The following is a 20,088-nucleotide window of genomic DNA, read 5'->3' as shown; positions in this document are numbered from 1 at the left end:
CACCGGGTCGGTTACGCCCGGCCGTGCGCCTGCCGGCTGCGACGGCTGAGGGAGTCGATCGTGACGGCGACCAGCAGAACGCCGGCCGTCACCATGTAGCGCACGCTGGAGTCCAGGCTGAGCAGCGCCAGGCCGTTGGAGATCGACATGATCACCAGCGCGCCGAGCAGTGCGGAGTACGCCGAACCGCGGCCACCGAAGAGGCTGGTACCACCGATGACGGCGGCAGCGATCGCGTTCAGGTTGGTGTCCCCACCACCGGTGCTCTGGTTCACCGCGATCAGCCGGGCGGTGGCCAGGATGCCACCGACGGCGGCGAAGGTGGAACAGGCCGCGAAGACCGACAGATAGATGAACCGCACGTTGATACCGGCTCGCCGGGCCGCCTCGACGTTGCCGCCGACCGCCACCACCGAACGGCCCCAGCGGGTCCGCCGGATCATGAAGTCGGTGGCCAGCACCAACGCGACGAAGAGCAGGAACATCGACGAGACACCACGGTCGCCGTTCAGGACCAGAACCGGGATCAACAGCACCAACGCGAGGGCGGCCGCCTTGATCGCGATCATCGCGGTGGGCGCCGTGGACAAGCCCGCGGCCGCACGGGCACCCCGGTTGCGCAGCCGGCTCAGCGCGTACGCCGCGACGACCACCACGACCAGCCCGTAGGCCAGCGCCGGCGACAGGAAGCTCTGGGTGGCGAACTTGACGATGCCGGAGTCGAACGGGATGTTCAGCGTGCCTTCCTTGCCCAGGACCAGCAACTGGAGACCGAGGAAGCCGAGAAGGCCGGCCAGCGTGATGACGAAGCTGGGCACCCCGAAGCGGGTGTACAACGCGCCGTAGAACAAGCCGATCACCAGGCCGAGCAGGGCCGAGACCACCAGCGACAGCAGTAGCGGCCAGCCCTTGTTGACGAACGTCACGCCGAGCACGGCACCGGCCAGTCCGCTGACCGAACCGACGGACAGGTCGATCTCACCCAGCAGCAGGACAAGAACGATGCCCAGGGCAATGACCCCGACCGACGTCGTCTGCAAGGTCAGGTTGACCAGGTTGCGGCTGGAAAGGAAGGAGTTGTTGGCGATCTGGAAGACCGCCCAGATGATGACCAGGCCGACCACCACGGGCACCGACCCGAGGTCACCGGACCGCAGCCGCGAGGTGAAGGCGGAGATCGCTCCGCTGACGCCGTTGCTCGCGATCAGGCGCTCGTCCTGCAGGTCGGCGGGCAGTGCCGCCGCCTCCTGCGCTTCCGGCACGGTGTCCTGCACGGGAGCCTTCGATCCGTCGACCGGGGTGCTCATGATGCGGAACCTTCCTGCCGGGTCCGGCGCGCCGCGCGCTCGGAGACTGCGTTGTCGGTGGCGCCGGTGATCGCGGCGATGATGTCCTGCGACTTCGTCTCGCTGACCGTGAAGACACCGTTGTTGCGGCCGAGCCGCAGGACGGCGACCCGGTCGGCAACCGCCATCACGTCGGCCATGTTGTGGCTGATCAGGATGACCGCCAGCCCGCGCTCGCGCAGCCGCTCGACCAGGTTGAGGACCTCGGCGGTCTGAGCGACGCCGAGGGCCGCGGTCGGCTCGTCCAGCATGACGACCTTGGGCTGGCCGAGCAGGCTGCGGGCGATCGCGACCGTCTGCCGCTGACCGCCGGACAGGCTGGCCACCGGGATCCGGACGCTCGGGATCTTGGCGGACAACTGGCGGAGCAGCTCCCAGGAGGAGCGTTCCATCTCCACCTCGTCGAGCACCTTGCCGTTGCGCAGTTCGCGCCCGAGGTACAGGTTCGCGACCACGTCGAGGTTGTCGCACAGGGCCAGGTCCTGGAAGACGGTGGCGATGCCGAGTTGCTGTGCCTCGGCCGGACTGCCCACTCGCACCTCCGCCCCGTCGAACACCATCGAGCCGTCGTCGGCGGTGTAGACGCCGGCGATGGTCTTCACCAGCGTCGACTTGCCGGCGCCGTTGTCGCCGACCAGCGCGAGCACCTCGCCGGCCCGGACGTCGAGCTCGATGTTCTTCAGCGCCTGGACGGCGCCGAACCGCTTCGAGACGCCCCGCAGCGACAGCACCGTGCCGGTGCCCACTGTTGCAGGGGTGGGAGTGACAGTCATTGATCAGCCTCCTGAGGCTTACGACACACAGTTCCGGTGTATGCCCCCGGGACAGGGACACACACCGGAACGGGCTTACTTGAGGCCGGCGGCTGCGCAGGCTGCCTGGAACGACGCGGTGCAGATGTCGGTGACCTTGTAGATCCCGTCCTTCACCACAGTGTCGTTGATGTTGGCCTTGGTGACGGCGATCGGGTCCAGAATCGTCGCGGGAACACCCTTGAAGTCGCTGGTCGAGTCGGCCTTGCCGCCACCGGCGAGCGCGACGGCTGCCTTGGCGGCGGCCTCGGCCTGCGGCTTGACGGCCTTGTAGATCGTCATCGCCTGGTCGCCGGCGACGATCCGCTGGATCGCGGCGAGCTCGGAGTCCTGACCGGTGACCGGCGGCAGCGGCTTCACGCCACCACCCTTGAGGGCCGCGATGGCGCCACCGGCGGTGCCGTCGTTGGCGGCGTACACGCCGACGAGGCCGTTCTTGATCGCGCTGAGCTGGCCTTCCATCCACGCCTGGGCCTTGTCCGGGCTCCAGTCCGGGGTGTCGAACTCGGCGGCGACCTTGTAGCCGCTGCTGTCGAGCACGCTGTGCGCGCCCTTCTTGAAGTCGGCCGCGTTCGGGTCGGTCGGCGAGCCGTTGATCACGGCCAGGTTGCCGGTGGTCTTGCCGGCCGCCTTCAAGGTGTCGACCAGGGTCTGCGCCTGCAGCTTGCCGACCGTCTCGTTGTCGAACGAGACGTAGTAGTTGGCGCCGTCGATGAAGCGGTCGTAGGCGATGACCGGAACGTTCTGCGCCTTCGCGGCGGCGACGACCGCGGCGGCGGCCTTGCCGTCGACCGGGTCGAGCACGAGCACCTTGGCGCCCTGGGTCAGCGCGGCCTCGGCCTGCTGCTGCTGCTTGGCCGCGTCCTGGTCGGCGTTGCTGTAGATCAGCTCGCAGTCGGCGCAGTCGGTCTTCAGGGCCGCGGTGAACAGCGGCCGGTCGAGGCTCTCGTACCGGGTGGTCTTCGACTCGGGCAGCAGCAGCGCGATCTTGTTACCGGACTTGCTGCCGCCCGCGTCGGACTTGTCGTCCGACCCACAAGCGGCCAGCGAGAGGGCAACGGCGGTGACGGCGATGCCGAGGCCGAGCAGACGGGTTGGTGACACGGACATAGCGACTCCTTGACGTGAGGGCCCGAGTAGGCCTGAGCAGAGTCAAGGTCACAACCGGCCTTGACGTCAAGGCTTGAATTCAAGAAATAGACATATCGTTGTTACACGGTTGTCTCCGCCGGCTTGGCGGCCCGGGCGTGGCTGAGTACCGATGCCAACTCGATGGCACCGAGCACATCGGCTTCGTCACCGAGTTCAGCCGGCCGTAACTCGACGGTCGCGGCGGCACTCGGGATCGCGCACCGGTCCAGGGCCTCGCGCAGCGGGATCATGATCAGGTCGCCGGCCTCGGCCATCTTGCCGCCGACCACGATGACCTCAGGGTTGAACAGGTTCACCAGGCCGGCGACGGCCACGCCGACCCGGCGGCCCGCGTCCTCGATCACCCGGCGGCAGCCGAGATCACCGGCCAGTGCCCGGGTGATGATGTCGCGCAGGCGGAGTGGGCCATGTGAGGCGGCGAGGCTGCTGAGCAACGCCCGGGAGCCGACGAAGGTGTCGAGGCAGCCGCGGTTGCCGCACCGGCAGATCGGGCCGTTCTCGTCGATGGTGAGGTGGCCGATCTCGCCCGCCGTACCGGCCGAGCCGCGGAAGACCTCGCCGCCGAGCACGATGCCGGCGCCCACGCCGTACGAGAACTTGAGGTAGCAGCCGTGCTGTACGCCGCGGAGCGCGCCGGCCCGCAGCTCGCCGAGGGCGGCCAGGTTCGCGGTGTTGTCCAGGACGACCGGGGCGCGGAGGTGGCCGGCCATCGCCTCGGCGACGTTGACGCCGCGCCACCCCGGCAGGACCGCGTCAGAGCCGGCCTGGCCGCTGACGGAATCCACCGGGGCGGGCAGGCCGAAGCCGATCGCGCCGATGTCCTCGACACCCGCGCCGACCGTCTCGGCCAGGTCCGCGAGCAGCCGGGCCGCGCGCTCCATCCCGTCGTCGGCGACGTGGTCGGCCTGCAAAGGCATCAGTTGCTGGGCGAGGATCTCGCGGCTCTCGGACGCGATCGCGACGCGGACATCACGCTCGCCGAAGGCGACGCCGGCCAGCAGGCCGCCACCTGAAGCCAACGACACCAGTACTGCGCGGCGTCCGTTGCGGATGCTGCGGGAGAGTCCGACCAGGCCGGCCTGGTCGAGTTCCTTGACCATGTTCGACACGGTCGCCGCGGACAGCCCGGAGGCGGCGGCGATCTCGACCTGCGTCAGCGGGCCGTGCTGGCGGACAACCCCCAGAACGCGCTCGCGGTTGGCTTCGCGGAGCGAAGCCTGCGAGCCAGGCGCGGGGCGGGTTGCGTTCATTACATAAAGATAACGGATCGCGGCGCTTTCGCGGCCTCTCGGATTGTCCCCACCCGGAAAGTGATCGCCATGTGTCCTCGTCGTTACGCTCGGTCCTGTCCGTCCCAGCCCCCGGCAGGACAGTAATGCACCCACCGGTCAGCACCCCGCAGCGCCGCCGAGCGAGTCTGTCAGGTGACTACGGCGAGGGTGAGCAGGGCGGCGGCGAGGGCGAGTTCGACGGTGGCGCCGAGGGTGTCGCCGGTGATGCCACCGAATGCTGTTCTCGCCCGGCGGATCATCAGCAGGCCGACTGCGATCGCGACGACGACAGCGAACGCTCCACCAACAAGCTGAACGTCTCCGCGGCTGGCGTAGGTCGTGAGGGTGACTGCGGCGAGGGCGAGGGCGGTGGTGATGAGTACGGCGAGGGCAGGGACCGTGGCGGCGACCATGGCGCCTAGGCCGTCGGGTCTTGCTGACGGGACGGTCGTGCGGCAGGACCAGGGGAGGGTCAGGCGGCTGGCGACTGCGGCGATGAGGATCGCCTGCCAGCCGAAACCTGCCTGGATGCAAGCTGTCAGGGCGGCGACGTCGATCAGCAGCACGGCCACGATCGCAACGACGCCGAACGGGCCGATGTCACTCTGCTTCATGATCCGCAGCATCGTCTCGCGGTCCCGCCGGCTGCCCAGCCCGTCCGCGGTATCGGCCAGCCCGTCGAGGTGCAGTGCGCCGGACAGCGCCACTAGAACCACAACGCCCAGTACTGCGGCCAGCAGCGGGGCGCCTGGCTGCAGTGCATGTACGCCGGCCACGACAGCCGCCGCGATGCCGCCCAGCAACAACCCGACCAGAGGAGCGAGCACCATCGCCTTCCCGGCCACCGTGCGATCAACAACACGCGGCATCGGCGCGGGCAACACCGACAAGGTCCCAACCGCCAGCCGGCACCCGTCACTCCACCGCCGCCGCCTCGCCGCGTCGCCGGATTCGTGAACGGCCGGCTCGTCGCCGGTGCCCAGGGACGGTAGCTCGTCGCCGGTGCTGAGTCGTGGAGGTTCGTCGCCGGTGGTGGGTGCGTTGTCCGGGTCGGGGTCTGGAGTGGCGTTCTCGGTGGTCATAGGGGGATGGTCCGTCCTGCGAGGCACCAGAGGACGTGGTCGGAGCGGCGGGCGATGGTTGCGTTCAGGCGGCCCATCAGGTCGCGGTAGAGGCGTGTGCCGGCGTCGGCGGGGACCACGCCCGAGCCCACCTCGTTGCTGACGGCAACCACTAGTCGCGGCGTCTGTGACCACGCGGCTGCCAGCTGTGCGATCCGGCTCTCCACATCGGGCACCCCGGCGTGGTCAGTCCAGACCTCGCAGTCGTCCATCACCCTGGCGAGCCAGAGTGTCAGGCAGTCGATCAGCAACGGCGGCCCGTCCGTCGCCAGCAGCGGCACGAGATCGACGGTCTCTGCCAGACCCCAGGTCGCCGGTCGTCGCTCGCGGTGCCTGGCGATCCGCTCGGCCCATTCCGGGTCGTCAGCTGTTCCGGTGTAGCCGGTCGCCACATACACGGTGTCCGGGTGGTCGTGGAGGAGACGCTCGGCCTCGGTCGACTTGCCCGAGCGCGCCCCGCCCAGGACGAGGGTCCGGTGGCCCGTCGTGGTCGGTGCGGTCCAGGCGAGGCGCTCGCCGCCCGGCGTACGGATGTCGTAGCGCAGACCGTCCGGCGTACGGGTGGTCGTCACCTCGTAGCCCTCGACGGCGACGATGCCGTCGGCGCCTAGACGCAGGACGCCGTCGACCAGTGCGCCGTCGGGGCCGGTGACGAGTTCAGCCATCGCTGCGGTTCCCGGCTTCGAAGACGACCGGTACGTCGAAGGCCGCCTTGCGTGCTGTCCGGCGGAACGCGTTGAGGATCGGCCGGCCGAGGACGAGGACCAGTACTGCGCACAGGATGCCGCGGGGGATGTCCCAGCCCAGTGAGGTGGCTACGACGAACAGGAAGTACCGGTGCAGGTTGTCCAGGAGTGAGTCGCCGGGGACGAAGGAGAAGTCGCTGCCGAAGGTCGCGTACGGCCAGAACCACAGGTTCATCACCAGGCCGTAGAGGACACCGGCGACCATCGAGTACGCGGCCAGCAGCAGCACTTCCAGCCGGCCGCCGAGGCGGGGGAGCAAGCCCGCGAAGCAGCCCACCCACGCGCAGGCGAACATCTGGAAGGGCATCCACGGCCCGACCCCACCGCTGATCAGGGCGCCCGCCAGCAGCGACAGCGAACCGAGCACGAACCCGAAGCCCGCACCGAAGGCACGCCCGGCCAGGATCAACAGGAAGAATCCAGGCTCGAGCCCTGCCGTCCCAGGGCCGAGCGCGCGGAGCGCAGCGCTCACCGCTGCCAGCATGCCGAGCAGAGAGATCACCTTGGCGTCGATAGCCGACTCGGCAAGCTCTGCCAGTACTACGGCCACCAGCAGCGGCAGTAGCAGGACGAACAACCAGGGAGCGTCCGTCGTATGCCCGAGCGCCGATTCGCCACCCTGTGCGCTGTGCCAGAACAGCGGCCAACCGAAGGCCAGTAAGCCGACCAGAGACGCCAGCACGAGCGTCGCCGTACTGCGTGGCTTGAGGCGGATCAGTCTCATGAGGCGCGGTCCAGAGCGGTGGCAACCTCGCCGACTGTGAGGAACGGCAGCGGGGCAAGGATCTTCGCCACCTGTGGTGCGAAGGCAGGTGAGCCCGCTATGACGGTCGCGGTCTCGCCGTCGCTCACCAGTTCGCCGTCAGCCAGGACCAGGACGCGAGTGGCCACCTCGGCGACCATCTCTACGTCATGGGTCGACAGCACGACCGCGTGGCCGGCTGCTGCGAGTTCCCGCAGGATCTCCACCAGGCGGCGCTTGGCCCCGTAGTCCAGGCCGCGGGTCGGCTCGTCCAGCAACAGCAGCGGGGGAGCGCCGCAGAGCACGACTGCGAGGGCGAGGCAAAGGCGCTGCCCTTCCGACAGGTCGCGGGGATGCTGCTGGTCATCGATGTCGGGGGCCAGGCGGTTCAGCAGTGCTTGGCAGCTTCCCGCAGGCACCCGGAAATCGGAGTCGGCTCCCGCGCACTCGTCCGCCACCGTCGCGGCGTACAGGAGGTCCCCGGGCTCTTGCGGTACGAGCCCCACTGCCTTGACGAGTTGCTTGGGACGCGTACGCCGTGGGTCGGCGCCGGCCGCCGTCGCAGTACCGGAGCGTGGGGTGACCAGGCCGACCAGTGCGTTCAGCAACGTCGACTTGCCGGCTCCGTTGCGACCCATCAGGGCAACGATCTCGCCGGCCTTGATGGTCAGGGAGACTCCGCGCAGCGCAGTGACGTTGCCATAGGCCACTACCAGGTCGTTGCAGTTGGCAAGCTCACGGCCCTCGACCGGGACCGGCCGGAGCGGAGCGTGGTCGGCCAGCCGTCCTCTGAGCGCGACTGCGGCACGTCTGGCGTCGCGAACCGACAGTGGCAGCGGAGACCAGCCGGCAAGGCGGCCCAGTTCGACGACAGGCGGGGCGACGGGCGCGCTGACCATCAGGTCGACCGGGAGGCCGGTGGTCACGGCAGTCGATCCACCGGGCACCTCGATCACCCGGTCGGCGTACTGGATGACCCGCTCGAGCCGGTGCTCCGCCATCACCACAGTGACGCCGAGGTCGTGTACCAGACGTTGCAGCGCGGCCAGCACTTCCTCGGCAGCTTGCGGATCCAGCGCCGACGTCGGCTCGTCCAGAACCAGTACTGCGGGGTGCGAGGTGAGCGCTGCGCCGATGGCAGTCCGCTGTCGTTGACCACCGGACAGCGATGTCAGGGCGCGGTCGCGGACATCGGCCAGTCCCAGCAGGTCGAGGGTCTCCTCGACGCGGCGGCGCATCACGTCCGGAGCGACACCGAGAGATTCCATGCTGTAGGCAAGCTCGTCCTCGACCGTGTCGGTGACGAACCCGGCCATCGGGTCCTGGCCGACGATGCCGACCACGTCGGCCAGATCGCGCGGGCGGTACTCGCGGGTGTCGCGGCCGTTCACCAGCACCCGGCCGGCCAGCGTGCCGCCGGTGAAGTGCGGGACGAGACCGTTGATGGTTCGCAGCAGGGTGGACTTGCCGGAGCCGGTGCGCCCGATCACCAACGCCAGTTCGCCTTCCGGAACGGTGAAGCTCACGTCGCGGATCGCGGGGTCCTTGGCGCCGGCGTACGTGACTGTGACGCGGTCGAACTCGATCATGCGGGCACCAGCTCTACGCGTCGGGTCAGTGGAGGTGCAGCGAAGGCCGGAGCGAGGCCGATCAACAGGCCGATGACCGGGACGACAGGGACGGGCGGGACCACCAGCGGGCCTGCCAGTACGAGGCCGTTCACTCCGCGAGCGGCGGCAACGATCATGGTTGCTGCTGCGGCGGCTCCTGCTGCTGTGACGAGCCATTCGGGGAGTGCCCACGGATCCGGGCGGTAGCGGGTTCTGGTCACTCGCTGGCGGCCGACGGCCATGGCTGCGACAGCAAGAAGCAAACCGATGGTGAGGGCCGCAGCGGCTACTGGGAAGGCCATGGCGTCTGTGAGCAGCGAGTAGACGCCCAGTGCGATGCCCAGCAGGCCTAGCAGCACAGAGCCGCCGGTGATCCTGCGCTGTCGACGCGGGACCTGTGCGGTGCGGCCGTAGCCGCGAGAGTCCATCGCTGCGGCCAGCTCGACCGACCTGTCCAGAGCGCCCTCCAGTACGGGCATTGCCGTAGTACGGAAGGAACCTCTGGTGCGGCCGCGCAGTCGCCGCGCACCGCGGATCCGTCTGGCGTCGGTGACGAGTTGCGGAGCGAAGGTCAGCGCGACCACGCAGGCGACCCCCATCTCGTAGAGGGCCCCAGGCAACGACTTGAGCAACCTGCGCGGGCTGGCCAGCGCGTTGGCCGCGCCGATGCAACAGAGCATCACGGCGAGCTGGCCCCCGTCGTACAGCGCTGTCAGGAGGGCTTCGGCGGTCACTTCACCGCCAAGCTTCACGCCGTTCGCCCAATCCGGTAAGGGAATCTGGGGAAGCGTGAAGAGGACGGTGTTGCCCTGTGAGCGGGTGGAAAGGAGCGCCTGGAGCACTATGCGCAGGCCGATGACGACCAGGCCGAGCTTGAGGAACGCGACGTAGCTGTTGGCCCAGGGTGCGTCACTGCGGCGTGCGGCGACCACGAAGCCCGCGACGGCGAGGATCAGGACCAGCAGGACCGGGTTGCGGGTCCTGCTGGCGGCCACGGCGAGGCCGAGCGCCCACAACCACCAAGCCCCCGGGTGCAAAGCCCGGGGGAGTGTGAGGTGGTGGACGGCGCGCACCTACTGGCCTACGTGCTGACTGCTGCGGCGGCGGCTCAGGACGAGGCCGCCACCGGCCAGCAGAAGGACGACGACCGCCGCGATGATGATGCCCGCCCAGGGCGCACCGCTGTCGTCGTCCTGCTTGACCGGCGTGGTGGTGGGCGAGTTGGCGCCGGGAGTGGCAGTCGGGATGAGTGTCGAGCCGACCGGTGCCTGGATCTGCAGCTGAACGGGGTCGTCCGTCGCAGGGACCTTGATGTTCTTCAGCGGCTGGCCGCAGCCCGTCTCCGGGTAGCCGCCGATGCCGCAGGTCAGGCCCTTCTCGATCCGGACCGGTCCGACCGCGGCGAGGATCTTCGCGCCGGTGGCAGCCGGATCGGCGACCACGCAGGTTCCGGTCGCGGCCGGCGGCGCCTGACCGCTGGCCGAGTCGGCCTGCGTCCCGGGGTCGATCACCAGGGCGACCCGCTTCTTGCCCGACTCGACCGGCGTCGTACCGCAGATCGCCTGGAAGTCACCGGCAGCGCGGGGCACCCGCGGCTTGGCGCCGCCGACGGCATACCGCCAGCCCTCGACAGCACCGTCCTTCGGTACGACGCCGTCCGAGCCCTTCTGCGCGAAGGCCCACTGGCCACCGCTCCACTGGTAGTAGCCCCAGAAGCGGAAGCCGTCCTCCGCGTTGGCTGTGGTGGTGACGGTCCCCGCCAGCAGGAGACCCGCCAGCAGGCTGAGGACCAGTCGTACGGTCCGGTGTGCACTCATTTGTCGTCTGTCCTCGCTCAGGCCGGGACCCCGGTGGAGGACTTCGCGCCGATCCGGCGACCGAAGGTCGGGCCGAGCGGCCCGGCTCCACCCGCGAGCCACGGCGGGTTGGTGAGCCTGCAGCCTGTGTCACAGTGGTCCGGCTCGCCGGGTGGTCGCTGGGACCACCACGGCCTACGGTTGCGGGTCAGCGCCGGGTTTCGACCGGCTTCCCTGTGGCACAGGAGTTTGGTTCGAGCGCAGCTTACCGCCGACCGCACGCGAGCCCGTACGGCGGACCTGCGGCAGCGCGCGGTTCGCCGTACGGGCTCGTCGTCGTCCTGTCGGTGCTACTCCTGCGCGGCGAGGCTCATCGGGCCGTAGACCTCACGGCCGTCCTCGAGCAGGTACACCTGCCCGACACCCTTGTCGGCCAGCTCGCGCCAGGTCTCGCCCAGCCAGCTCTCCGCGTCACCCTGGGCGGAGAACTCCGCCCCGGTCAGGTCACCCGGATCAGCCGGCGCGCCGGTCGCGGTCTCGAACCGCCACGTCCAGCTCATGAGCCCGGCCGGGTCTGCGGGGCGTTCTGCAAGGTCTTCGCCGGATCCCGCTCGACCACGTTGCCGAGCACCTCGTCGATCTGCTTCAACTGGCCCTCCTCGAGCTTCACCCCGGCGGCCTTCACGTTCTCGGTGACCTGCTCCGGGCGGGACGCGCCGGTGATCGCGGACGACACGTTCGGGTTCTGCAGCACCCAGGCGACGGCGAGCTGGGCCAGCGACAGGCCCGCCTCGTCGGCGATCGGCTTCAGCTGCTGCACGCGGGTCAGCACGTCGTCGGTGAGGAACCGCTTGACGAAGTTCGCGCCGTCCTTGTCGGTGGCGCGCGAACCCTCCGGCGGCTGCTGCCCCGGCAGGTACTTGCCGGTCAGCACGCCCTGCGCGATCGGCGAGAACACCACCTGCCCGATGCCGAGCTCCTCCGACGCCGGCACCACCTCGGCCTCGATCACCCGCCAGAGCATGCTGTACTGCGGCTGGTTCGACACCAGCGGGATGCGCAGCTCACGGGCCAGCCGGTGCCCTTCCTGGAGCTGCTCGGCGGTCCACTCCGACGTACCGATGTACAACGCCTTGCCCTGGCGGACCACGTCGGCGAACGCCTCCATGGTCTCCTCGAGCGGCGTCTCGGTGTCGTAGCGGTGTGCCTGGTAGACGTCGACGTAGTCCGTCTTCAGCCGCTTCAGCGACGCGTTGATCGACTCGTGGATGTGCTTGCGGGACAACCCGGTGTCGTTCGGCCCGCCGGGCCCGGTCGGCCAGTACACCTTGGTGAGGATCTCCACCGACTCGCGGCGGACCCCCTCCAAGGCTTCCCCGAGCACGCTCTCCGCCTTGGTGTTCGCATAGGTGTCAGCGGTGTCGAAGGTGGTGATCCCGGCCTCCAGGGCCGCCTTCACACAAGCCTTCGCCTGCTCGTTCTCCACCTGCGACCCGTGCGTCAGCCAGTTCCCGTACGAGATCTCGCTGACCTTCAGCCCACTGTTCCCGAGATACCGAAAGTCCATACCCCGACCCTACTTCCCCCACGCCGCCCCCGTACGTCGAACCCACATCGCGCCTCCCGCGCCGACGCTCGACCCACCCACCCCAGGACGCCGGAAGGTCGAGGCGTTCGTCTGCCGAGATCTCGCACAGCTCGAACGCTCAGCTGTGCTTGAGCAGCGGTCGGCGAAGCGGGTTCGCAGTACTAGCTGGGCTTTTCGCCGCGGGCGACCATGGGCTTGGGGAGGCGCCAGCGGCGCATCTGCATGGTGCGGCGGACGGCGTAGAAGCCGATGCCCTTGGCCGGCTCGGTGGGGAACTTGCGGGCGACGGCGCGCTTGAGGCCGCTGGTGAGCAGGAACCAGTCGGCGGCGATCGCGACGATCATCAGCAGGAACAGGATGTTGACGAGTCCGGGCAGCCAGACGAACGCCTGGGCGAAGACGACGCCGAGCAGCGAGACGACCAGCAGGACGGGCAGCGCGAACTCCATCACCGACCAGCGGGCGTCGACGTAGTCGCGGGCGAACCGGCGTACCGGGCCCTTGTCGGCGGCGGGCAGGTAGCGGTCGTCGCCGGTCTTCATCGCCTCCTGCATCTTGCCGCGCTCGAGCCGGACCTTCTCGCGCCGGTACGCCGCGGCCTCCTTGCGGTTGCGCGGTTTCTTCAGCGCCTGCTTGCGGGCCGCCTCGGCCTCGCGCCGGGTCGGGGTCGGCCGGCCCTTGCCGCCGACCTTGGCCGGGGTGCTCGCCGGAGTTTGGGGCGATGTCTCAGACTTGGTACGTCGGAACACGGGGACTGGACCTCATTCGGACTGGCTGGCTCAACCGGGCGGCTCGCCCGACTCGGGGTGGTCCCCGGACCTGACCACCACTTTATCGGGGCCGGTCCTGATGGTGTGGTGACCCATCGGGACATAGGGTGGTTGACACGCACGCCGGGTCCACTCTCCGGCACAGAAGGGGTACGGATATCGATGAGCATCTTCAGGCGGGTGTCGACGATCTTCAAGGCCAAGGCCAATTCGGCTTTGGACAAGGCTGAGGATCCTCGCGAAACCCTTGACTACTCGTACCAGAAGCAGCTCGAGCTGTTGCAGAAGGTGCGCCGTGGTGTGGCGGACGTCGCCACCAGCCGCAAGCGGGTCGAACTGCAGGCGTCGCAGCTGCAGTCACAGTCGCAGAAGCTGCAGGACCAGGCCCAGAAGGCGCTCTCGATGGGCCGCGAGGACCTGGCCCGCGAGGCACTGACCCGCAAGTCCGGCCTGCAGGGCCAGATCGACGACCTGACCGCCCAGCACGCCCAGTTGCAGGGTGAGGAGGAGAAGCTCACCCTCGCCTCGCAGCGGCTGCAGGCGAAGGTGGAGTCGTTCCGGACCCGCAAGGAGACGATCAAGGCGACGTACACGGCCGCCGAGGCGCAGACCCGGATCAACGAGGCCTTCTCCGGCATCTCCGAGGAGATGAGCGACGTCGGCCTGGCGGTCCAGCGGGCCGAGGACAAGACCCAGCAGATGCAGGCCCGGGCCGGCGCGATCGACGAGCTGCTCGCCTCCGGCGCGCTCGACGACGCCAGCGGTTCGAACAAGGACAGCATCACCCTCGAGCTGGAGCGGATGTCGTCCGGCTCCGACGTCGAGAACGAGCTGGCCGCGATGAAGGCCCAGCTGAGCGGAGGCTCGGCACCGAAGGAGATCGCCCAGGACGCGCCCGGTGCGGCGCAGCCTGTTCAGCAGCCCAGTCAGCAAGCAGAGCCGGTTCGACCGCAGGACGGAGACGCACGATGATCGTCCGGATCATGGGTGAAGGTCAGTGGAAGCTGGCCGATGACAAGCTCGACCAGCTCAACGCGGTCGACACCGATCTGGAGAAGGCCGTCTCCTCGGGAGACGAAGAAGGGTTCCGTACGGCGTTCGGCGCGCTGCTGGAGTTCGTCCGCGGCGGTGAGCGGGTGCCCGACAACGAGTTGCACGACTCCGACGCGATCCTGCCGCCGGGTGACAGCACGCTCGCCGAGATGCGTGAGCTGATCAGTGGCGACGGCCTGATCGCGGGCTGACAGCGATGTCCCGGACGCCGTCGGTGACCGGGACACACAGTGTGATGGGCCGGCCCGCAAGGGTCCGGCCCATCGCCGGTTCACAGGTTGTCCCCAGACTTGTGAGTTGTTGCTGTCGGAAGGCGCTGAGGCGTAGTACTCTCAGGTGAATTGCCGCCGACGGGGTGGCGAAGATGCGGCAAATCGGACCCGGGGGAAACAGGGACCGATTCTCACCGGGGGGTGACTGCGGGTGACGGACAATGCCGTCATGGGGGAAAACATGCCGGAGGTGGGTTCCATCGACCCGACCGCTACGGACGTGCTCGATCGGCGTCGGCCGGTCTGGGTGGTTCCGGACACGGTGCCTGCCATCGTGCCGCGCTCGGCCTGGGTGACGGAGCCCCCGTGGGTGGCCGTCTACCGCTGGGCAGCGATCGGCGGTGACCTGCTCGCCGCGGTGATCGGGGCCTCGGTCGCGTTGCTGACCAGGTTCGGTTACACCGTCGGCGCGGGCTATCTGATCTTCGGCAGTCTGTTGCCGTTGGCATGGGTTGCCGCGGTCGCCCTGTCGAGGGGCCTACGAGTCGCGGGCCTTCGGTGCCGGTGCCGACGAGTTCCGTTCCATTCTTCGGTCCGGGGTCGGGCTGACCGCGGTCGTCGCGATCGCGTCGTACGCGACGAAGAGCGAGATCGCCCGCGGGTTCGTCGTGCTGGCGATTCCCGCGACCGTGTTGCTCGCCCTGCTGCTGCGGTACTTCCTGCGTCGTGACCTGAGCCGCCACCGGTACCGCGGACGCTGTATGCGTCGCGTGCTGGTGGTCGGCCGCAACGGCGAGGCGGCGGAGTTGAGCGAGCGGCTGGAGAAGCGCCCGGCCGATGGGTACCGCGTGGTCGCGGTCTGCCGCCCCCGCGGCGACTCCCGCCCGGGCGGTACGCCGGCCGACGCGCTGGACGAGGCCGACATCATGGCCGCGGTGAACCGCCACTCGGTCGACGTGGTCGCGATCGCTTCCGACCCCGACCTGGCCGGTCAGTCGCTGCGGCGGCTGTCCTGGGCCCTCGAGCAGCACGGTGTCGAGCTGATCGTCTCGCCGGGCATCATCGAGGTGGCCGGGCCACGGATCTCGATCCGGCCTGTCGCCGGGCTGTCGCTGCTGCACCTGGAGCGGCCGTCGGCCAGTGCGGGTCCGCACCTGTTGAAGAGCATCTTCGACCGCGTGGTGGCGCTGATCCTGCTGATCGTGGCGCTGCCGCTGCTGGCCGGGATCGCGCTCTCGGTCAAGCTGAGCAGCCGGGGTCCGGTGTTGTTCAAGCAGCAGCGGGTCGGCCGGGCCAACGCGGTGTTCACGATGCTGAAGTTCCGCACGATGGTCGTCGACGCCGAGGCGCGGCTGGCCGAGCTGGAGCCGCAGAGCGACGGCAACACGGTCCTGTTCAAGCTCCGGTTCGATCCCCGCGTCACCAAGATCGGCGGGTATCTGCGGCGCTTCTCACTCGACGAGCTGCCGCAGCTGATCAACGTCCTGCGCGGCGAGATGTCGCTGGTGGGGCCGCGACCTCCGCTCGAGCAGGAAGTCGCGATGTACGCCGCCGACGACACCCGCCGGATGCTGGTCAAGCCCGGGCTGACCGGTCTGTGGCAGGTCAGTGGCCGCAGCGACCTGTCCTGGGACGAGTCGGTCCTGCTGGACCTGCGGTATGTGGACAACTGGTCGATGACGCTGGATCTGCTGATCCTGTGGAAGACCGTGCGAGCTGTGGTGAAGGGCTCGGGCGCCTACTAGGGCGGCCGGGCTGGGGGAAGGGCTCCGTCGGCGACGTCGGCCGCCGGGGCTGCTGGGGAATGACGAAGGGGGACCGAATGGCGACGACGGAAGACGGCGTACTGGCCGTGGAACTAGCCGCCGCCGCGGGGGAGCTGCTGCTCGAGCTGCGCGGCACAGCGCTGTCGGGGCGAGAGCTGGGGGTACAAGGCGACCAGCGCGCGAACGAGTTGCTGATCGCGGGCCTGGCGGAGCGCCGGCCCGACGACGCAGTACTGAGCGAGGAGTCCGCGGACACCACCGCGCGGCTGTCGGCCGATCGGGTCTGGATCATCGACCCACTGGACGGCACCCGGGAGTACGGCGAAGGTGACCGGTCCGACTGGGCCGTTCACGTCGCGCTCTGGGAGCGGGGTGAGCTCGCGGCCGGTGCGGTCGCGCTGCCGGCTCAGGAGATCGTCCACGACACCGATGAGCCTCAGCAGGTGCCGCCGCGCGCGGACGGCCCGCTGCGGATCGCCGTCAGCCGGAGCCGCCCGCCGGCCCTGGTGGAGTATCTGGCGACCGAGCTCGACGCCGAGCTGGTCCCGATGGGCTCGGCCGGCGTCAAGGCGACCGCCGTACTCCGCGGCGAGGTGGACGCCTATGTCCACGCCGGCGGCCAGTACGAGTGGGACTCGGCAGCGCCGGTCGCGGTCGCCGAGGCAGCCGGGTTGTTCTGCAGCCGGATCGACGGATCGCCGCTGCGTTACAACCAGGCCAGCCCGAAGTTGCCGGACCTGCTGGTGTGCCGCCCGGAGTTCTCTGCGAAGCTGCTGGCTGCCATTGCCAGTCAGCACGACGTCGCGGAAGTGAGAGTCTCGTGAGCCGGAACTACCAGTTGACCCAACTGGAGACCCTGGAGTCCGAAGCGATCTATATCTTCCGCGAGGTGGCCGCCGAGTTCGAGCGTCCGGTGCTGCTGTTCTCCGGCGGCAAGGACTCGATCGTGATGCTGCGGCTCGCGCAGAAGGCGTTCCACCCGGCCCGCATCCCGTTCTCGGTGATGCATGTCGACACCGGGCACAACTTCCCCGAAGTACTGGAATTCCGCGACTGCCGGGTCGCCGAGGTCGGCGTACAGCTCGTGGTGGCCAGCGTGCAGGAAGCGCTGGATCGCGGTTTCGTCCAGGCTCCGCCGGACGGCACCCGGAACCGGATCCAGACCCCGGTCCTGCTGGAGGCGCTGGAGAAGCACCAGTTCACCGCCGTCTTCGGCGGTGCCCGCCGCGACGAGGACAAGGCCCGGGCCAAGGAGCGGGTGTACTCGTTCCGCGACGAGTTCGGCCAGTGGGACCCGAAGAACCAGCGGCCCGAGCTGTGGAACCTGTACAACGGCCGGATCCACCTCGGCGAGAGCATCCGGGTCTTCCCGCTGTCGAACTGGACCGAGCTGGACATCTGGCAGTACATCGAGCAGGAGCGGCTCGAGCTGCCCTCGATCTACTACGCGCACGAGCGGACCGTGTTCGACCGCAACGGCATGCTGTACGCGGCGAACGAGTACTGCGTGCCGAAGGCCGGCGAGGAGACGTTCACCGCGACCGTCCGGTACCGGACCGTCGGCGACGCCTCGCTGACGGCCGCCGTACTGTCCGACGCCGACACCGTCGCGAAGGTCATCGACGAGGTCGCGAGCACCCGGATCACCGAGCGCGGCGCCACTCGCGGCGACGACAAGTTCAGCGAGGCCGCGATGGAAGACCGCAAGCGGGAAGGGTATTTCTGATCGTGGACATCCTCAGACTGGCCACGGCCGGATCCGTCGACGACGGCAAGAGCACTCTGATCGGGCGGCTGCTCTACGACACCAAGTCGGTCTTCACCGACCAGATCGAATCGGTCGAACGGGCCAGCCGCGACCGCGGTGACGACTACGTGAACCTGGCGCTGCTGACCGACGGCCTGCGGGCCGAGCGGGAGCAGGGCATCACGATCGACGTCGCCTACCGGTACTTCGCGACACCGCGACGCAAGTTCATCGTCGCGGACACGCCGGGCCACATCCAGTACACCCGCAACATGGTGACGGGTGCTTCCACCGCGGACCTCGCGCTGATTCTGGTCGACGCCCGCAAGGGCCTGCTGGAGCAGAGCCGCCGGCACGCCTTCCTGGCCACGTTGCTGCACGTCCCGCACCTGGTGCTGTGCGTGAACAAGATGGACCTGGTCGACTACTCCGAAGAGGTCTTCGAGCAGATCCGCGCCGACTTCACCCAGTTCGCCGCCAAGCTCGACGTCGGCGACCTGACCATCATCCCGGTGTCCGCACTGGTCGGCGACAACATCGTCACCCGGTCGACCGCGATGAGCTGGTACGAAGGGCCGAGCCTGCTGCACCACCTGGAGAACGTGCACGTCGCGAGCGACCGGAACCTGATCGACGTCCGGTTCCCCGTCCAGTACGTGATCCGTCCGCAGTCCGACCTGCACCGCGACTATCGCGGGTACGCCGGCCAGGTGGCCGGCGGCATCCTCAAGCCGGGCGACGAGGTGATGGTGCTGCCGTCGGGTTTCACCACCACGATCCGCTCGATCGACACGGCCGACGGCCCGGTCGAGGAGGCGTTCCCGTCGATGTCGGTGACGATCCGGCTGACCGACGAGATCGACGTCTCCCGGGGTGACATGATCTGCCGGGTGAACAACGCACCGGCGGTCACCCAGGACATCGACGCGATGGTCTGCTGGATGGACGACACCCCGCTGCGGCCGGGGCAGAAGCTCGCCATCAAGCACACGACCCGGTCGGCGCGGGCGATGGTGAAGGACCTGCACTACCGGCTCGACATCAACTCGCTGCACCGCGACATGGCCGCCGACCACCTCGGGCTGAACGACATCGGCCGGGTCCGGTTGCGCACCACCCAGCCGCTGCTCTGCGACGAGTACAAGCGCAACCGCTCGACCGGCGGCTTCGTGCTGATCGACGAGGCGACCAACCGCACCGTCGGGGCCGGCATGGTGAACGAGGCCCGGTGAGCACGAGCGAGCCCGCCGACCTGCGGGTGCTGATGGTCTGTTCCAGCGGCGGTCACCTGGCCCAGTTGATGACGCTGAAACCGTGGTGGTCGGACCGGGACACCGCCTGGGTGACGTTCCCGACCGAGGACGGCCGGTCCCTGCTGGCGGGGGAGCGGACGTACTTCGCCTACTACCCGACCACCCGCAACCTCAAGAACCTGCTCCGCAACACCGTGCTCGCGCTCCGGGTGATGCGCAAGGAGCGACCCGACGTGGTGGTCACGACCGGCGCCGGCGTCGCCCTGCCGTTCTTCGTCCTGGCCAGGCTGAGCCGGATCCCGACCGTCTACATCGAGGTCTTCGACCGGATCGACCACGCCACCCTGACAGCCAAGCTGTGCCGCCCGTTCACCACCCGGATGCTGGTCCAGTGGGAAGAGCAGAAGGACCTGTACGCCGGATCGACCGTGGTCGGGAGACTGCTGTGAGCCAGCTCGACGTCCTGGTCATCCTCGGGACCGACCACCACCACTTCGACCGCCTGATCAGCTGGCTGGACGCCTTCCTGGAGCAGCCCGGCAACGAGTCTCTGCGGGCCCTCGCGCAACTGGGCGACACCGCCCCACCACGCCGCGCCGAAGGTGTCGGCATCGTTCCGTACGACGAATTGCAGCGCCTGATGCGGCAGGCGACCGCCGTCGTCACGCACGGCGGGCCGGCCACGATGCTGGAGGTCCGCAAGCAGGGCCGCAAGCCGTTGGTGGTGCCTCGGGACCCTGCGCTGGGCGAGCACGTGGACCAGCATCAGCAGGAGTTCTCCCGCCGGATGGGCAAACTCGGGCTGGTCACCCTCTGCGAGGAGCGCGGGGCGTTCCTGGATGCCTTGGCGGCCATCCTGAAAGACCCGGAAGCCCATGCGGTGACCGAGCAGGAAAACGAACGTGACAGAGCGCAAGTGGCCGCTGCAGTCGCCACGACCGGCGCCATCATCGACCGGCTGGCGCTGGCCCGGCGCAGCAAAAAGCGCTGAATCATTCGCTTGAATCACCTGCAAAACAAGCGTTTCACCTCTGGGAATGTGGATCGGAACCGCGGCAGGGCACCGCTCGCCGGCCGCCTGATTTGAGTAAAGAGTTCGTTCA

At 68.9% G+C, this 20,088-nt stretch carries 21 protein-coding genes; 8 read left to right on the top strand and 13 right to left on the bottom strand.

Annotated elements, in window-relative coordinates; translation table 11 throughout:
- Positions 1–11: 11 nt before the first annotated feature.
- From EV138_RS03235 to EV138_RS03175, 13 genes are all read right to left on the bottom strand, one after another.
- Positions 12–1,307, bottom strand: coding sequence for a sugar ABC transporter permease (locus EV138_RS03235; RefSeq protein WP_133976955.1), 1,296 nt, complete (start codon positions 1,305–1,307; stop codon positions 12–14).
- Positions 1,304–2,119 (bottom strand): ATP-binding cassette domain-containing protein, encoded by an 816-nt coding sequence (locus tag EV138_RS03230; RefSeq protein ID WP_112240148.1) that lies wholly within the window; start codon positions 2,117–2,119, stop codon positions 1,304–1,306. Before EV138_RS03230 ends, EV138_RS03235 begins: the two co-directional genes overlap by 4 nt.
- 75 nt (positions 2,120–2,194) lie before the next feature.
- The gene (locus EV138_RS03225) at positions 2,195–3,268 is read right to left on the bottom strand and encodes a substrate-binding domain-containing protein (protein WP_112240150.1); all 1,074 of its coding nucleotides are present in this window, start codon (positions 3,266–3,268) and stop codon (positions 2,195–2,197) included.
- 101 nt (positions 3,269–3,369) lie between these two features.
- Positions 3,370–4,560 (bottom strand): ROK family transcriptional regulator, encoded by a 1,191-nt coding sequence (locus EV138_RS03220; protein WP_133976954.1) that lies wholly within the window; start codon positions 4,558–4,560, stop codon positions 3,370–3,372.
- 170 nt (positions 4,561–4,730) lie between these two features.
- Positions 4,731–5,663 carry an adenosylcobinamide-GDP ribazoletransferase gene (gene cobS / locus EV138_RS03215; RefSeq protein ID WP_133976953.1) on the bottom strand — a complete coding sequence of 311 codons (933 nt, stop codon included), beginning with the start codon at positions 5,661–5,663 and terminating at the stop codon, positions 4,731–4,733.
- Positions 5,660–6,367: a bifunctional adenosylcobinamide kinase/adenosylcobinamide-phosphate guanylyltransferase gene (locus EV138_RS03210; protein WP_133976952.1), complete on the bottom strand. Its 708-nt coding sequence runs from the start codon at positions 6,365–6,367 to the stop codon at positions 5,660–5,662. Before EV138_RS03210 ends, cobS begins: the two co-directional genes overlap by 4 nt.
- The gene (locus tag EV138_RS03205; RefSeq protein ID WP_133976951.1) at positions 6,360–7,172 is read right to left on the bottom strand and encodes an ECF transporter S component; all 813 of its coding nucleotides are present in this window, start codon (positions 7,170–7,172) and stop codon (positions 6,360–6,362) included. The genes EV138_RS03210 and EV138_RS03205 overlap by 8 nt, the downstream gene beginning before the upstream one ends.
- Positions 7,169–8,779, bottom strand: a complete 1,611-nt coding sequence (locus tag EV138_RS03200) for an ABC transporter ATP-binding protein (protein ID WP_133976950.1) — start codon at positions 8,777–8,779, stop codon at positions 7,169–7,171. Before EV138_RS03200 ends, EV138_RS03205 begins: the two co-directional genes overlap by 4 nt.
- On the bottom strand, positions 8,776–9,873 hold the full coding sequence (locus EV138_RS03195) for an energy-coupling factor transporter transmembrane component T (RefSeq protein ID WP_133976949.1): 1,098 nt from the start codon (positions 9,871–9,873) through the stop codon (positions 8,776–8,778). The genes EV138_RS03200 and EV138_RS03195 overlap by 4 nt, the downstream gene beginning before the upstream one ends.
- Positions 9,874–10,617, bottom strand: coding sequence for an SCO2322 family protein (locus tag EV138_RS03190; protein ID WP_133976948.1), 744 nt, complete (start codon positions 10,615–10,617; stop codon positions 9,874–9,876). It lies immediately after the preceding gene.
- A gap of 329 nt (positions 10,618–10,946) precedes the next feature.
- Positions 10,947–11,156: a hypothetical protein gene (locus EV138_RS03185; RefSeq protein WP_133976947.1), complete on the bottom strand. Its 210-nt coding sequence runs from the start codon at positions 11,154–11,156 to the stop codon at positions 10,947–10,949.
- Positions 11,153–12,163, bottom strand: a complete 1,011-nt coding sequence (locus tag EV138_RS03180) for an aldo/keto reductase family protein (RefSeq protein WP_112240178.1) — start codon at positions 12,161–12,163, stop codon at positions 11,153–11,155. The genes EV138_RS03185 and EV138_RS03180 overlap by 4 nt, the downstream gene beginning before the upstream one ends.
- A gap of 182 nt (positions 12,164–12,345) precedes the next feature.
- The gene (locus tag EV138_RS03175) at positions 12,346–12,933 is read right to left on the bottom strand and encodes a DUF3043 domain-containing protein (RefSeq protein WP_133976946.1); all 588 of its coding nucleotides are present in this window, start codon (positions 12,931–12,933) and stop codon (positions 12,346–12,348) included.
- Between the two features lie 183 nt (positions 12,934–13,116).
- On the opposite strand from EV138_RS03175, the gene EV138_RS03170 reads away from it, so the two are divergent.
- From EV138_RS03170 to EV138_RS03135, 8 genes are all read left to right on the top strand, one after another.
- Complete coding sequence (locus EV138_RS03170) at positions 13,117–13,926, top strand: PspA/IM30 family protein (protein WP_112240189.1); 810 nt, start codon at positions 13,117–13,119, stop codon at positions 13,924–13,926.
- A complete protein-coding gene (gene pspAA, locus EV138_RS03165) occupies positions 13,923–14,198 on the top strand; it encodes a PspA-associated protein PspAA (protein ID WP_112240191.1) in 276 nt (91 codons plus the stop codon). Before EV138_RS03170 ends, pspAA begins: the two co-directional genes overlap by 4 nt.
- 533 nt (positions 14,199–14,731) lie before the next feature.
- A complete protein-coding gene (locus EV138_RS03160; RefSeq protein WP_238157935.1) occupies positions 14,732–15,964 on the top strand; it encodes a sugar transferase in 1,233 nt (410 codons plus the stop codon).
- 77 nt (positions 15,965–16,041) lie between these two features.
- Positions 16,042–16,809 carry a 3'(2'),5'-bisphosphate nucleotidase CysQ gene (locus EV138_RS03155; RefSeq protein ID WP_133976945.1) on the top strand — a complete coding sequence of 256 codons (768 nt, stop codon included), beginning with the start codon at positions 16,042–16,044 and terminating at the stop codon, positions 16,807–16,809.
- The gene (cysD, locus tag EV138_RS03150; RefSeq protein ID WP_133976944.1) at positions 16,806–17,711 is read left to right on the top strand and encodes a sulfate adenylyltransferase subunit CysD; all 906 of its coding nucleotides are present in this window, start codon (positions 16,806–16,808) and stop codon (positions 17,709–17,711) included. The genes EV138_RS03155 and cysD overlap by 4 nt, the downstream gene beginning before the upstream one ends.
- Positions 17,712–17,719: 8 nt before the next feature.
- On the top strand, positions 17,720–18,964 hold the full coding sequence (cysN, locus tag EV138_RS03145; protein ID WP_238158394.1) for a sulfate adenylyltransferase subunit CysN: 1,245 nt from the start codon (positions 17,720–17,722) through the stop codon (positions 18,962–18,964).
- A complete protein-coding gene (gene pssD, locus EV138_RS03140) occupies positions 18,961–19,434 on the top strand; it encodes a PssD/Cps14F family polysaccharide biosynthesis glycosyltransferase (RefSeq protein WP_202866605.1) in 474 nt (157 codons plus the stop codon). Before cysN ends, pssD begins: the two co-directional genes overlap by 4 nt.
- The gene (locus EV138_RS03135; RefSeq protein ID WP_133976943.1) at positions 19,431–19,976 is read left to right on the top strand and encodes a glycosyltransferase; all 546 of its coding nucleotides are present in this window, start codon (positions 19,431–19,433) and stop codon (positions 19,974–19,976) included. Before pssD ends, EV138_RS03135 begins: the two co-directional genes overlap by 4 nt.
- The last annotated feature ends 112 nt before the right edge of the window (positions 19,977–20,088 follow it).

Source organism: Kribbella voronezhensis (assembly GCF_004365175.1).
GTDB lineage: Bacteria > Actinomycetota > Actinomycetes > Propionibacteriales > Kribbellaceae > Kribbella > Kribbella voronezhensis.
The sequence above is the reverse complement of the archived record's forward strand: the minus strand, read 5'-3'. Positions and strand labels throughout refer to the sequence as shown.